This is a genomic window from Peribacillus muralis (genome assembly GCF_001645685.2).
GTDB lineage: Bacteria > Bacillota > Bacilli > Bacillales > DSM-1321 > Peribacillus > Peribacillus muralis_A.
Window position 1 is genome coordinate 3,923,915 of record NZ_CP017080.1, and the last position, 14,219, is coordinate 3,938,133.

Here is a 14,219-nt window from a genome sequence, read left to right on the forward strand (position 1 = left end):
AAAATCGAATGTTACTCAAATGTGCAGGCGGACAGCATCCCAAAAGCTTTCCTCAACATCTTCCAAAAGCTTCGCTTCCGGCACTAATTCCCCAATACGGACAAGTCGCTGCAGCTCAAGAAATGCCCCATAAATGATGGCGATCAAGGCGGAAGATGGGAGTTCCTTGATTTCTTTTCTTTCCTTTCCTGAATCAAAGAAGTTTTTAAAAATATTCAAAAGCCCTTGAAAGCTTATATGGCTTTCCTCATGTAAGAAATGGGCCCCGCTATGGATTTTTATGAAATAAAGCGCTTGGTCCTGCTTCACTGTAAAGTGGACCATGGACTTGAAAATATGATGAAACTGATTGCGAATCGAGTCCTCATGTGGAAATCCATTCTTGATCGTAGCCGTGAAAATATCCACATACCCTTGAAAAATCTTGTTTCCGAGTACTTCCTTATTTTCAAAGTAACGATAAATGGTACCAGCTCCGACCCCGGCCTTCGATGCAATCATCGGGATCGTCGTCGCATCATAACCTCGTTCCGCGAATAGCTCCAAGGCGCTGGACACGATGCTGTCTCGTTTATTTACTGCCGTTATCATAATGAATCAGCCTTTCATCCAGAAAATGCGGAATGAACGTTCATTCCTATCCCTGCAAGTGTATACCCAATAAAACCCAATCTCAATCGAGCGTAGTACCCAAAATTTGTGAATGATCCGTAAATAAAAAAGGATAAAAGTCTGTGTATAATTCTATAAAACCATAAAAATAGATACAAATAACAACTTTTGACCCATAAAAAGCGCTGATTGTCACAACTCTTCAGCCAGATAACTTGTTCATGCAGGCAAAGCAGACTTCTTTCAAGGGAGTATATACTTATTCACCATATATCTCCCATGTGCATTCTTCAAAAAGTCAGTGACGCACAGATTCAACCGCTTTCTTAAAATCATTCAAGTTTAACAAACCCCCTTGAATTTTGTATGATAAGAAAGGAAGATTACTAAATGGGAGATGTGATATTTTGAAAAGTCTAGCTGTATTCTGTGGATCAAGCAAAGGTGCATCTGCTGTATATGTTGAAGAGGCTAAAAAACTGGGCAAGGAGCTGGCAAAACGTAAGATTACCCTTGTCTATGGCGGCTCAAGTGCAGGAATCATGGGTGCAGTTGCAGATGCCGTTCTGGAAGCAGGAGGGAATGTAATTGGGGTGATGCCAGATTTTCTAGAAAAAAAAGAAATCGCCCATAAGAGCTTAACCGAGCTGATCGTCGTGGAATCCATGCATGAAAGAAAAGCGAAGATGGCTGAACTGGCCGATGGATTCATGGCCTTGCCAGGCGGCCCAGGAACATTGGAGGAATTCTTCGAGATTTTCACTTGGGCTCAGCTTGGTCTTCACCAAAAACCTTGCGGACTCTTAAATATCAATCACTATTATGACCCATTGGTCGCTTTATTCAATCATATGTCCGACGAGCAGTTCCTCCATGAAAAATTCCGGTCCATGGCGCTCGTAGATGTTGAACCAAACGGACTTCTTGATCAATTCAATACATATGAGCCGCCAACCGTAAAAACCTTCATTACCGAAAATCAAACCTGATCATAAAAACCAAGCGGCCAAGATCAATGATGATCTTGGCCGCTTGTAATAAGCTGTTAGGTCAGGTGAATAACACGCTTAAATAATCGCCATGCCCTTTAATTAGTTGCACTTCATGTTCGGATGAAATCCAGAAGAAACGGAAGGTCAGACCCGATTCATCCCCGCCACCCGTTGGCTGATGGTCCCATTGATCAGGAACATCCCATACACGGATTCGATAAAAATATCTATGATGGATGGCCCCATCCGCGTTCTCCCAAAAATCCTCGGCAATTAAAGCTTCCACCTGAAATGATTCAAGTCCCGTCTCTTCTTTTATCTCCCGAATTACGGCTTCGTAAGTATTTTCATGGTGCTCCACTGTACCCTTTGGTATTTGGATTCCGGCTTCCCTAATGGGATGTCTGAAAACCAATACCTGTGTTTTTCCATTTTTGATTCTTATCACATACCCATAAGCTTTTTTTATTGGCGTCATGTTTAATCCCCCCGTCAATCACCAACAGCAGCCTTTCCTTTACCCTGCATTACCAAATCGCAATTCCTTCAACCCTTTTTAAAATCTTACTTACAATTCCTTTGATTTTTTTGCTTTGATTTAGTTAATGGGGATGAAACCATTTGTTCATACTTGTCGTATCTCGCTAGTAAAGTATGAACCAAGCTGATTTTTGGAACGACCATGTAAACGGTCCATCCTGCAATGATGCTGATTATGGCTCCTGCCAGCACATCCGCCGGAAAGTGGACCCCTACCCAAATACGGGAAATGGCAACAAGGGAAGCGAGCATGATCCAAAGCACCTGCCATCCCCTGTTAAAAAGCCAAAAGGATACACAAAACGAGAAAAATAGGATGGTATGATCGCTTGGAAATGAGTTATCCACGGCTTTTTCAATTAGCTGATTAACATGGGGCAATTCGGCAAATGGCTGATTGTTCGAATGCAACCTCCCGGCGAGTTTCCCCATCATTTCAGCTATTACAAACGTAACCACCCCACAAACCACCATCATCCTTCCCCGTTCATTTCTAGTGAACCATACTACGATGACTGCCAATGCCAATAGGAATACCATATACTCGGCAATGAAAATGGCTGTAGGATTCAAATATGCATGTTGCTTCCCTAAATCATTTATCATTCGAAATAAATGAACATTCGATTCTGTAAGACTCATTTGGGGACCGCCTTTCTTCTTTTCTTTCATAATAAAAGAGAAAGAAGCTTTGGCGCCATCGATTTTCCTAACAGTTTACGCTGCCATCTTACACTATTGTCACGTGATTGTTATTCTTGATATCGGCCTATTCTAGCTTTTCATTATGTATAATGGGGGGCATATGCTGCATAGTCCTGCACGAAATTTATGGATTGAACCAACATGTCAATGTGGATTTAATGTTTTATATTCTAAATACTCATTTTTATGATTATAATAAATTACTTAATATCTTTACATATATGTTCAAGGGAGGCTAATAGATATGGCTAGTAACGAAATTAATCCACCTAATAACAAAAATTTCAAATTTCCTATTTTAATGATTACAGCACTTGTATTGGGGATTTTTGCAGCAGGCTCTGAAGAATTAGTAATTTCACCATTATTATTAGATTTGGCAGACTCTTTTAATTCTACGGTGGACATCGTAGGTCTTTCCGTAAGCATCTATGGCATTGCTGTAATTATAGGAGCTCCATTATTCGCCCCTATTAGTGATAAAATTTCTTATCGTTTAAGTTTATTAATTGGAATTCTCTTATTTCTAGTGGGTACAATTGTATGTACGTTAGCAGGAAATATTGAGTGGTTTTTTCTTGGAAGAGCTATTTCTGGACTAGCAGCAGGAACTTTTATTCCAACAGCTTACGCTTTTGTGGGAGAACAAATTCCTTACGAAAGTCGCGGGAAAGTTATGGGGGCAATTGTATCAAGCTGGTCATTGTCTTTAATATTAGGAGTTCCATTAGGCTCTTTTATAGGAGGGATATTTCATTGGAGATGGTCTTTTGCAATATTAATTCTTTTGGGTATAACGGTTGCAATGCTTATTTTAATGGATCTTAAGGGTAAGCATGAAATAAATAAAATTAAATATAAAGATACTGAAGAACCATTAGTTCGTTCATTTATAAAGGCTCTATTTAAACCTAACGTATTTTTAATTATTGTTGTTACATTTTGTAATATGTTAGGGTTTTATGGAATGTATACTTATTTAGGAAGTTATATTCGTTCTACTTTACCATTAGGGGATTCTATTACAGGTGTTGTACTGATTTTTTACGGAATAGGATTTGCTACAAGCTACTTTTCTGGAAAATATGCAGACAAGATAGGCAAAAGCCGTTCTCTTATCTTTACTATGGCGCTATTAACTATAATTTTATGGATTATCCCTCATCTAAGTAATTTTTATTGGCTATTTTTCTTTCTACTATTTTTATGGGGTGGAATGCAAAGTTTGACAGTTACTATGTTAAGTACAATCTTAAGTAATTGTTCAAATAAATATCGAGGGAGGATTTTGGCTATTTATAGTTTGACTTCTAATCTTGCAGTCACCCTTGGTTCTGCATTAATGGGACCCATTTACGTGAATTTTGGATATAAAATAGTATCTATAGTTTGTGCAGCTATAAGCTTTTTAGGTTTTTTAATTAGTATTAAAGCTTATTATAATCAACCTGATAAACAACAATCTATTGAATGAATGAACTGCGCCCCATTAAGTAGACAGCTTAATAAAAAAGTAGTGGCTCTTATTAAATAGCGACGAGATGGCTTTGGTAATTTTCCGGAGCCATCTTATTTAGCGTCCATTGCTTACGTTCGGTATTGTAGTAATCGATATACCGTTCGATCATTCGTTTTAATTCATTGAGATTAATTCATTGAGATTAATTGCTTCTTTATACTGTACCTCATCCTTTAAATGACCAAAGAAAGATTCCCTTGGCGCATCATCCAAGTAATTTGCCTCTCCGGGACATCGACTGTACGAGTCCCCTTTCTTTCACTCGTGATTGATAATCCGGGTGCGTATAGTGGAAGCCCTGATCTGAATGAATGATGGCTTCAGGATGAATCATTCCTTCTAAAGCTTCTTCCAATTTACATAAAGTTTTCTCCACAATTCCCATTTTCAAGCTAGTGGAGAGTTCATACGCTACGATTTCAGGTGTTGCCACGTCTTTAACACAGGATAAATAAGCCACCTGTCCATTTATGTGGGGCAAATACGTACTATCCGTTAAAAGAACTTTCCTCGGTTCATCTTGATTAAATTGTCGATTTAGTAAGTTTGGTACCGTTTTGTGTGCTTGTGTAGCCTTCGCTAATTGACGATATGGATTAGGAGTTCGCACCTTGGCGAAGAAGTTATACTTCCGCATAATTCGAAGAATCTTCTTATGGTTCATCGGCACTTCTAATCGCTCAGCCAACTCCATATAGAGTAGGCGGTACCCAGATTTCCCTTGGCGCCCGTTTCTCTGTTGTTTGAAGCCATTTACAATAGCCACCACGACTGACCCTGGCTAATTCGCATCCTATCCTATCCTATTCTTTAGTTGGATAGAGACGAACCACTTCATGGATGACTTGATACTTCTTATTTGGAGCTGCAATTGTTTCTTCTTCGCCTTCCTTTCCAGTTCGTTGAGCTTTTTTAGCAGCGTTAGTTCAGCTTCTAATAACTGAATCCCTGCTTCTGCTTTAGCGAGTTTTTTGTCTGAAGATACGTTTACACTCTTTGGACGGCCGGTACTAGATTTTCCACGACGTTCTTCTAAGAAGCCTTGTTCACCGTGTATGTGAACCGTTTTGCGCCAGCGACCTAGCGCACTTTGAGCTTTTTTTACCCCAATCATATCTAGGTCAAATGCATTCTCTTCAAAAATTTATTTGGGACCTTTTCCTGCTGGATTTTCTGTCACTGCTCGCAGCTTAAATTCGGCTATATACTGAATGGCACATTAGGGTTTGCTTCTAATAATCGTATTTGATGCTCATTAAAAATAATTTTACTCATGATCATGTTCTCCCGTTCGAAATTATTATGTACTAGTATAACGGGGTTTCTCTTAAGAAAAAACAGAAAAACCCCCGAATAGGTCACTTTTTCTAAAGTGTTGACTATTCGGGGTTCAGTTCATAATTTAGAGAGCTTTTTTTTTAGTTTATACATTTTAGAAAAGGAGGCATTCTACCTAATTTAACTTTTCTGGTTACTAACTGAAAAGTTGTTAAAAATATTTATTTTTAGTAAATATTAGTTATTTAAATAGGCTGATTAACAATATCTGTTGTAAAATAATAGGTGTATGAAATAAATAGGAGTGAGGAAATGATTAATAAACAAGTTGCACTGGTGCTTGGAGCAAGTCAAGGAATTGGAAGAGCTGTTGCTTTAGAATTGGCTCAAGAAGGGTACTCTTTAATTATTAATGCAAGAACTGAATCAACTCTAAAAGATTTAATGAATGAAATCAACGATATTAACCTTGGAAACCATATGATTTTTCAGGGAGATGTAACAGAAAAAAATGTAAGGGATCATTTATTTTTTAAAATAAAAGAAGAATATGGACGATTAGATATTTTAATTAATAATATTCCTGGAGGAGTTCCAGATACATTTCAGAACTATGATCCTAATGTAACTGTTAATGCATTTTCTAATAAAGCTATAACATACTTTGATTGTATGAAAAATGCTTCCTCTTTGATGGAAAAAAATCAATACGGTAGAATTATTAACTTGGTAGGTAATTTATGGAAAGAGCCTACTGGAAATATGTTCACCAATAGTCTAATTAATGCGTCTATTATAAATGCAAGTAAAAATATCTCACGTCAACTTGCTGAAAAAAAAATTACGGTTAATTGCATAAATCCAGGATTTATAAAAACTGATAGGTATTATAAGTATATCGATAATTTAATAACTAATAATGGAATAAGCAGGGAGAAAGCAGAGGCTGCAGTTGCAGAAGATATTCCATCCAAAAGAGTGGGAGACCCACAAGAAGTTTCATCTTTAATAGCTTATTTATGCTCTGAAAAGGCGGCATACGTTACTGGTCAGCAAATTTCAGTAGATGGCGGTACTCTAAAAAGCTTATAAAAGGATTTATTAATTTACGATATTATCATTCAAGTAGCCGTAAAGTTTACACTTTACGGCTACTTAGCTAGTTATTTTATAAATCAGCCAAATATAATCCCGCAGGAACACCTTCAATAATGGTTGTTAATTGAGCGCCATGTGATTCTCATACACCTGTCTATTGTATTTTAGGAATTTACTGGTTCTAATACTGCTTTGTTCGAAAAAGTTTCTATAGCATCCATGAAATGATTAAATTCATCGAAATTCATTTGTTGTTTTGAATCTGATAACGCTATGGCAGGATTAGGATGGACTTCTGCCATTATTCCATCTGCGCCAATAGCTAATGCTGCCTTAGCTGTTGGGATTAATAAGTCTTTTCTACCTGTGGAATGAGTTACATCTACTACTACGGGTAGGTGAGTCTCTTGTTTTAAAATAGGGACTGCTGAAATATCTAAAGTATTTCTAGTTGCAGTTTCATAAGTTCGAATACCTCTTTCACAAAGGATTACATTTGTATTTCCCTCTGCAAGAATGTATTCAGCAGCCAATTTAAACTCCTCAATAGTTGCGGACAATCCCCGTTTAAGAAGTACAGGTGTATTTGTTTGACCAACAGCTTTTAAAAGTGAAAAATTTTGCATATTTCTTGCTCCTACTTGGATTACATCAATATACTCTAAAGCTTCTTCCAGCTGATCTGTACTCATTATTTCAGTAATAACTCCCATATCATATTCTTTAGAAACAGATGATAAAATTTTCAAACCATCTATTCCTAAACCTTGAAAATCATAAGGAGATGTTCGAGGTTTAAAAGCTCCACCTCTTAGGAGATTCAAGCCTCTTTTAGACATTTCAGCAGCTACTTTCTGTACTTGTTCAAAACTTTCTACAGCACATGGACCGATTATAAAGCGAGGAATTCCATCTCCGATGTTTTGACCATTAACATTTACAATTGTATCTTCAGATTTATAGTCTCTAGAAAATAAAAAAGGTTTATTTTCTTTTAATTCTGAATTATACTGCAAAAACTTGCTAGCGGCGAATATCTCTTTAAATATCCGTTTTAGTGATTCAATATTGTAGGGTCCAGGATTGTTATTATCTATTTTGGATAGCAATTCTAGTTCTCTTGAAGGGTCAAAAATATTTACATTTAATTCTTTTTTTGTCAAACCAATTTTTTTAACTAACTCACCTCTTTTACTAAGAAGGCTTAAAATTTCATTGTCTAACTGCTCTACATCAATTCTTAAATTATTCAGAGTTTCCATTTTATTCATCTCCTGTAAAAAAATATGTATTCATGTATTGAGATATTTTCACAGATTGTACAGTTGTATGTCAATTTAATTTTCCTTTTATTACAAAAATAATAATAATTTACAAAATTTTATAAAAACATATATTGACAATGTTTAACAAAACCTTTTATTATTCTTAAGTAATGTAAATTATTCCAAATATTACGGCCGTGAATTTTGTGAAAATTTTTATTTTACAAAAAAAATAAAATGGTGATGCCAATTGATAATTTTAAATGATTTGACCAAAGAAAAAATACAGACTCCTTTGAAGACTATCAAAGTAGGAACTCTAGGACCTTCTGGTACAAGTAGTGAGTTTGCAGCTAATCTCTTTATGGACAATTATCTATTTAATCAAGGGATATTCAGTGAGTTGATTCTTTTTCAAACTTTCGAAGAAAGTATGGAAAACTTAGAAAAAGGATTACTGGATTACATTATTGTTCCTCATGCATACGGAGGAATTAATGAGTTTTACATGAAATCCAATATTGATTTAATTCAATTGTTTCGTTGTGATACACCAATGTATGGTTTAGCTGTAAGAAAAGGATTTCCATATCATAAAGAATTATTAGACTCAGAGACAATTGTTTCTCATCCGGCACCCATCAACCTATTAAAGTATTTTTTAAATACAAAGGCCAAAATTCATACTGTAAATTCTACTAGTGTAGCAGCAAACTTAGTAAAAGAATCAGTTTACAATATCGCCATTACCAATGAAGTAGCTAAAGAGAAATATGGTCTGGATTTTGTTTATCAATTTAAACATATACCCATGAGTTGGTCCGTATTTGGAAGGAGATAACGAAAATGAAAAATGACAATGTTTTAAAAGATAAAAGTGAGTTATATTTCCCTAAGGCAGAATTAAAAGAATGGGAAAATGGAGTTAGACAATATTGTACACGTAGAAATGATACAGAAGTTCTAATTTCCTATGTTCCTCCAGGAGTAGTAGTTGATATGCATCAACATAAAGAAGCACAATTAGGAATGGTTATTTCAGGTGAACTTATGATGCGAGTTGGAGATGTTGAAAGAATATTAACTCCTCTAGATGCTGCTTATATAGCTCCACCTAATATTCCGCATGGTGCATCTAATCTTTCAGATAAAGAAGTTATTGCTGTCGATGTAAAAAGGTACAAGACTGAGGAAAATTATACTGCTCCAGAAGATTACTTTTTAGAAGTATTTAAAAAGAAGGATCTTTTGCCGGGCATGGAAGTGACATTCTTCGTAGAAGATTGGATTGAAGTAATGCTAGCTGATATTCCAGGTAATGGAGGTGAAATGCCTGAACATAGACATCGTAATGAGCAGATAGGAATTTGTATTAGTGGTGGGTATGAAATGACAATCGAAGAATATACCAAAACTATGGAATTCGGTACGACGTATTTCTGTGAAGCAAAAGAAACTCATAGTGCTATTAATAATTTAGATCACAATACAAGATCTATTAATCTATTTCTTCCTCCTAGATACAATAAAAAGAAGCAAAGAAAATTATAATTGACTGCATGTAACGAGGAGGTTTTTCTATGGAGGATTTAAAAAATAAAGTTGTTGTAATTACGGGTGGAGCATCTGGAATTGGTCTAGCAACCGCGAAAGCATTCTTAGCAACATATTCTAAAGTAGTAATTGCAGACATTGACATTGACAAAGGATGTTCAGTAGAAAAAGAAATGAAAAATGATAATTTTATTTTTATACCTACTGATGTAACAAATGAGGCAGATTGTTCAAATTTAATTCAACAAACTATTGATAAATATGGAACTATCGATGTTTTTATTAACAATGCAGGAATTGAAATTAGTACACCAGTCCATGAAATGGAATTAGAAGAATGGAATAAAATTGTCAATGTTAACTTAACTAGCGTATTTTTGTGTAGTAAATATGTTTTAAATTATATGATTCAAAATAATAAGGGAAATATTATTAATACTTGCTCAGTAAGCGGGCTGGTAGCATGGCCAGGTATTCCAGCCTATAATGCCACTAAAGGCGGGGTATTACAATTAACTAAGTCATTGGCAATTGAGTATGCCAAAAACAATATTCGAGTTAATTGTATTTGTCCAGGAATTATTGATACACCACTTAATAAGCAGTCATTTACTTTAAATAATGAACAAGCATTAGAGGTCGTAAAAGAAGAAAAGGCAAAATTAAGCCCATTAGGGAGACTAGGTACTCCGGAAGATATAGCAAATACAATGTTATTTTTAGCCTCTAATATGTCCGATTATATTACAGGTACAGCTATAAGTGTAGATGGTGGATACACAGCCATTTAGAGAGGGATGTGTTTATAATGGAAAGAAAAACAGTACTAGTAATTGCAGATTTAGGAGGGTGCCCTCCTCACGCGTTCTACAAGAGCGTTGCCGAAAGTTACAACATAGTGAGCTATATCCCTCGACCTTTTGCCATAACAAACGGGCATGCAAACTTTATTGAAAAGTATTCAGTGGCTGTAGTAAAAGATGTGGATTATTTGAAGAAAATATCTGATTTTGAACATCCAGATTCCATTTATTGGGCTCAAGAAGAGTATGGTAAATCAGAAGAAGCCGTTGTAAATGATATCATTAAAGTTGCTACTATGTTTAATGTTGAAGCAATTACTACTAATAATGAATTATTTATTTCTCCTATGGCAAAGGCATGCGAAAAATTAGGATTAAGAGGAGCTGGAGTAGAAGCAGCTCAAAAAGCTAGAGATAAAAATTTAATGAGAGAATCCTTCAATAATTCTGGAGTCAAAGCTATTAAAAGTAAAAGAGTAAAAACATTAAAAGACTTTAAAGAAGCCCTAGAATATGTTGGAGTACCTCTAGTACTCAAACCTACATACTTAGCTAGTTCAATTGGTGTTACCTTTATTTATAATGAGCAAGATGCTGAAAAAATCTTCCTAGATGCTCAAGAATATTTAGATAGTATTGGTGTACCTAAAGCCGTTACTTTTGAGGCTCCATTTATAGTAGAAGAGTTTTTACAAGGTGAATATGAAGATTGGTATACAGAACTTGGTTATTCAGATTACGTGAGTGTTGAAGGGATGATGATAGGAGCGAAATATTATCCTTTAGCTATTCATGATAAAACTCCTCAAATAGGTTTCACAGAAACTGCCCATATCACATCTACTATATTAGATGTGGATGCTAGAAATAAAATCCTAGATGCTGTAAAAAAAGCAAATGAAGGATTAGGCTTAGAGCATTGTGCTACTCATACTGAAGTTAAACTAATGAAAAATAGAGAAGTAGGAATTATTGAAACTGCAGCCCGATTTGCTGGGTGGAACATGATTCCAAATATAAAAAAATCTTTCAATGTAGATGCTGCTAAAGTGTTAGTGGACATTCTATGTGAAGGGTATTCAGAAGATCTGCCTAAGGAATTATTAACTGATCCATATAATTATGTGGCGGACTTCCATTTATATCCTCATGATTTTAAAATAAATGGGCAATTATTAGAAAATGTGTCTAACATTATTTTTGATAGTATTGTAATTCCCGAAAATATCTTAGTAGGAGATACAAAAATCAATTCTTTTAACACTGTTGATAAGGGCAGCCAACTTGATTTAACACTTTTTGAAGCATTTAATGGTTTAGCTTATCTAGAATTACAGGGAACAAGTTCCCAGGATATAGTCAAATCTATTCAAGAGATAAAGAAATACGCTAAATTATATTTACAAGGGGTACCTATTACAACATGAATAACCTTAGTCAAAACTCCAAGTTATTATTAGTCGGGCAAGCTTTGTCATTTATGGGGGACTATTGTGTCTTACCTGCGCTTTTAATTTTATCTACCTATTATGAAGATTATTGGGTGACTTCTGGCGTTATTGTCGTCAGAAGTATCCCTATGATATTTCAACCTTTCTTAGGAGTATTAGTTGATAGATTTAATCGAGTAAAGATTATGCTATGGACAGATATTATAAGAGGACTCATATTTTTAGGGATTGTATTCTTACCCAAGGGAGAGTATGCATGGATTTTCTTAATACTTTTACTATTATCTTATGGTAGTGGTGTATTTTTTAATCCAGCAAGATTAGCTGTAATGTCTTCGCTTGGAGATGATATTAAACATATTAATACATTGTTTGCTAAAGCTACCACATTATTCATTATTGTAGGTGCGCTTTTTGGAGCTATTTTCTTATTTTTCGGTTCTGTTAAAATGGCCGTTGCTTTTAATGTTATAACTTATTTTATCTCGGCTATATTTATAAGTAAAATGAATGTTCAACCTGCAGTAGAGTTAAATAAAAGTCTTAAGAACGTTAAAATCTCTTTCAAACTAGGCATTAAAGAAATTCTTCACAATCCATTTTTACTTAATGCAGTATTTACAATGATGACCATGGCTCTTTTATGGGGAGTTATTTACAGTTATTTTCCTTTAGTAAGTAAATATATTGGTGATGGAGAAATTGGGAATTTTATACTTACAGTTTCCATAGGATTAGGTGGTTTTGTAGGTGCTCATCTAGTAAACAAATGGGGATTTAATACTAACAAGGGCTTAGCTTATTTTGTTGTATTAAGTGTTATATCGATATCTTTATTTACATTTTCAACCAATTTTATATTAGCGTTTATAGCAGCAATCGGTTTTTTTGTAGCGATGGAGTATGGAGAAGTATTATCTAAAGTGAAAGTTCAAGAAAATTCCAGCAATGATATTCAAGGTCGGATTTTTGCGGTATCGGAAGCTTTAATTGGATTGTTTATATCTGTTGGTTCAATTTTAATTAACTTCGCTAATACTTTTACTATCATGATTTTAATAACAATAACTTTATTAGGGCTTTTTATACACACTAATATCGTTAATAAAATTCACTTGCAAAAATCTAAAAATGTTGAGCTTTAACTTAGGAGAGGTAATTTATGATTGAAATATCACCATCAAAAACAGTAAGTTCATTGCCAGATCAGGAGTTTTCAGTGATTATTAATAAAGTAAATGAACTTACTAATAAGGGGATAGATGTAATAAATGTAGGTCAAGGTAATCCAGACCTACCAACTCCTCCTCATATCGTTAACTCTTTAATAGAAGCTGCTAATAAATCGGGATTCCATAAGTATTCACCATTTAGAGGTCATAAGTTTCTCAAAGAAGCAATCAGTAAATTTTATAAACGCGAATATGATGTAGAAATTGATCCTGATAAAGAAGTAGTTATATTTAACGGGGGTAAAGCTGCTTTATATGCTGTGAGTCAATCTCTACTAAATCCTGAAGATGTTGCCTTAATTCCTGATCCGGGCTATCCAGAATACCTTTCCGGCATAATGATGGCGAGAGCACATCCTTATTATTTTAAAGTTACACCAACTAATAACTATCTTCCTGTTTATAACGATATTGATCAAGAAGTTCTGGAACAAGCAAAGTTACTTTACTTAAATTATCCTAATAATCCTACTGGCGCAACAGCAAATAGAGAATTTTTCAATGAGACAGTAAAGACCGCAGAGAAAAATAATATATGTGTAGTTCATGATTTTGCATACGCAGGGTTTGGATTTGACGAGCAAAAACCAATTAGCTTTCTGTCATCACCTGGTGCTAAAGGTGTAGGCATAGAAATTTATACACTTTCTAAGACCTATAATATGGCCGGATGGCGAGTAGCTTTTGCTGTTGGTAATGAGAAAGTTATACAAGCAATTAATACTTTTCAAGATCATATATTTGTTAGTCTTTTTGGCGCTGTACAACAAGCAGCCGCTACGGCTCTAGAGAGTGATCAAAGCTGTGTTAAAGACTTGAACAGTGTCTATGAGTCTAGAGCTGAACATTTTATTCAAGCTTGTCAGAGAGAATTGGATTGGAAAATTCAAAAACCCCAAGGAACATTTTATGTTTGGGCTAAAATCCCTAATGGTTTTGATTCTTTTACTTTTACTGAACTATTACTAAATGAGGCTCATATTGCTGTGACGCCTGGTGAAGTATTTGGGGTAAATGCTAAAGATTATATTAGACTTTCAATGGTAACTAGCACAGAAAGACTGGATGAATTAGTAAAAAGGATTAAATCATTAAATATTAACTTTTCATCTATAGAAAAGGTGCCAGAAACAATATAATGTTGTTTTTGGCGCCTTTTCTGCTTGAAGA

Annotated in this window: 13 protein-coding genes and 1 pseudogene; 9 read left to right on the top strand and 5 right to left on the bottom strand. The window is 34.9% G+C overall.

Annotated elements, in window-relative coordinates; genetic code table 11:
• Positions 1–15: 15 nt before the first annotated feature.
• Positions 16–591, bottom strand: a complete 576-nt coding sequence (locus tag ABE28_RS19070; RefSeq protein ID WP_083232147.1) for a TetR/AcrR family transcriptional regulator — start codon at positions 589–591, stop codon at positions 16–18.
• 428 nt (positions 592–1,019) lie between these two features.
• Here ABE28_RS19070 and ABE28_RS19075 point away from each other — a divergent pair, with 428 nt between their 5' ends.
• Positions 1,020–1,601, top strand: coding sequence for an LOG family protein (locus ABE28_RS19075; RefSeq protein ID WP_064465461.1), 582 nt, complete (start codon positions 1,020–1,022; stop codon positions 1,599–1,601).
• A gap of 61 nt (positions 1,602–1,662) precedes the next feature.
• Here the strand turns inward: ABE28_RS19075 and ABE28_RS19080 are convergent, their stop codons facing one another.
• Together ABE28_RS19080 and ABE28_RS19085 are read right to left on the bottom strand one after the other, a co-directional pair.
• A complete protein-coding gene (locus ABE28_RS19080) occupies positions 1,663–2,082 on the bottom strand; it encodes an NUDIX hydrolase (protein WP_064465462.1) in 420 nt (139 codons plus the stop codon).
• Positions 2,083–2,168: 86 nt separating this feature from the next.
• Positions 2,169–2,786 carry an undecaprenyl-diphosphatase gene (locus ABE28_RS19085; RefSeq protein WP_064465463.1) on the bottom strand — a complete coding sequence of 206 codons (618 nt, stop codon included), beginning with the start codon at positions 2,784–2,786 and terminating at the stop codon, positions 2,169–2,171.
• A 307-nt stretch (positions 2,787–3,093) separates the two neighbouring features.
• Here ABE28_RS19085 and ABE28_RS19090 point away from each other — a divergent pair, with 307 nt between their 5' ends.
• Positions 3,094–4,323: an MFS transporter gene (locus tag ABE28_RS19090; protein ID WP_064465464.1), complete on the top strand. Its 1,230-nt coding sequence runs from the start codon at positions 3,094–3,096 to the stop codon at positions 4,321–4,323.
• 52 nt (positions 4,324–4,375) lie between these two features.
• Here ABE28_RS19090 and ABE28_RS24660 read toward each other — a convergent pair.
• Positions 4,376–5,643: pseudogene (locus ABE28_RS24660) on the bottom strand (IS3 family transposase).
• 318 nt (positions 5,644–5,961) lie between these two features.
• Between ABE28_RS24660 and ABE28_RS19105 the strand changes: the two are divergent.
• Positions 5,962–6,738, top strand: coding sequence for an SDR family oxidoreductase (locus ABE28_RS19105; protein ID WP_064465586.1), 777 nt, complete (start codon positions 5,962–5,964; stop codon positions 6,736–6,738).
• Between the two features lie 170 nt (positions 6,739–6,908).
• On the opposite strand, the gene ABE28_RS19110 is transcribed toward ABE28_RS19105, so the two are convergent.
• On the bottom strand, positions 6,909–8,006 hold the full coding sequence (locus ABE28_RS19110) for a bifunctional 3-deoxy-7-phosphoheptulonate synthase/chorismate mutase (protein WP_257390632.1): 1,098 nt from the start codon (positions 8,004–8,006) through the stop codon (positions 6,909–6,911).
• 253 nt (positions 8,007–8,259) lie between these two features.
• On the opposite strand from ABE28_RS19110, the gene ABE28_RS19115 reads away from it, so the two are divergent.
• The 6 genes from ABE28_RS19115 to ABE28_RS19140 are packed head-to-tail and all read left to right on the top strand — an operon-like array spanning position 8,260 to position 14,188.
• On the top strand, positions 8,260–8,850 hold the full coding sequence (locus tag ABE28_RS19115) for a prephenate dehydratase domain-containing protein (protein ID WP_064465467.1): 591 nt from the start codon (positions 8,260–8,262) through the stop codon (positions 8,848–8,850).
• Between the two features lie 5 nt (positions 8,851–8,855).
• Positions 8,856–9,560, top strand: coding sequence for a cupin domain-containing protein (locus ABE28_RS19120; RefSeq protein WP_064465468.1), 705 nt, complete (start codon positions 8,856–8,858; stop codon positions 9,558–9,560).
• Between the two features lie 29 nt (positions 9,561–9,589).
• The gene (locus ABE28_RS19125) at positions 9,590–10,354 is read left to right on the top strand and encodes a glucose 1-dehydrogenase (RefSeq protein WP_064465469.1); all 765 of its coding nucleotides are present in this window, start codon (positions 9,590–9,592) and stop codon (positions 10,352–10,354) included.
• Between the two features lie 17 nt (positions 10,355–10,371).
• The gene (locus tag ABE28_RS19130) at positions 10,372–11,793 is read left to right on the top strand and encodes an alanine--anticapsin ligase (protein ID WP_064465470.1); all 1,422 of its coding nucleotides are present in this window, start codon (positions 10,372–10,374) and stop codon (positions 11,791–11,793) included.
• Positions 11,790–12,962: an MFS transporter gene (locus tag ABE28_RS19135; protein ID WP_064465471.1), complete on the top strand. Its 1,173-nt coding sequence runs from the start codon at positions 11,790–11,792 to the stop codon at positions 12,960–12,962. Before ABE28_RS19130 ends, ABE28_RS19135 begins: the two co-directional genes overlap by 4 nt.
• Before the next feature lie 20 nt (positions 12,963–12,982).
• Positions 12,983–14,188, top strand: a complete 1,206-nt coding sequence (locus ABE28_RS19140; RefSeq protein ID WP_064465587.1) for an aminotransferase class I/II-fold pyridoxal phosphate-dependent enzyme — start codon at positions 12,983–12,985, stop codon at positions 14,186–14,188.
• Positions 14,189–14,219: the final 31 nt, after the last annotated feature.

Excerpts from the sequence above, each read along its gene's own strand:
- ABE28_RS19090 (WP_064465464.1), top strand. The coding sequence starts at position 3,094 with ATGGCTAGTAACGAAATTAATCCACCTAATAACAAAAATTTCAAATTT.
- ABE28_RS19125 (WP_064465469.1), top strand. The coding sequence starts at position 9,590 with ATGGAGGATTTAAAAAATAAAGTTGTTGTAATTACGGGTGGAGCATCT.
- ABE28_RS19080 (WP_064465462.1), bottom strand. The coding sequence starts at position 2,082 with ATGACGCCAATAAAAAAAGCTTATGGGTATGTGATAAGAATCAAAAAT.
- ABE28_RS19085 (WP_064465463.1), bottom strand. The coding sequence starts at position 2,786 with ATGAGTCTTACAGAATCGAATGTTCATTTATTTCGAATGATAAATGAT.
- ABE28_RS19120 (WP_064465468.1), top strand. The coding sequence starts at position 8,856 with ATGAAAAATGACAATGTTTTAAAAGATAAAAGTGAGTTATATTTCCCT.
- ABE28_RS19070 (WP_083232147.1), bottom strand. The coding sequence starts at position 591 with ATGATAACGGCAGTAAATAAACGAGACAGCATCGTGTCCAGCGCCTTG.
- ABE28_RS19110 (WP_257390632.1), bottom strand. The coding sequence starts at position 8,006 with ATGGAAACTCTGAATAATTTAAGAATTGATGTAGAGCAGTTAGACAAT.
- ABE28_RS19135 (WP_064465471.1), top strand. The coding sequence starts at position 11,790 with ATGAATAACCTTAGTCAAAACTCCAAGTTATTATTAGTCGGGCAAGCT.
- ABE28_RS19130 (WP_064465470.1), top strand. The coding sequence starts at position 10,372 with ATGGAAAGAAAAACAGTACTAGTAATTGCAGATTTAGGAGGGTGCCCT.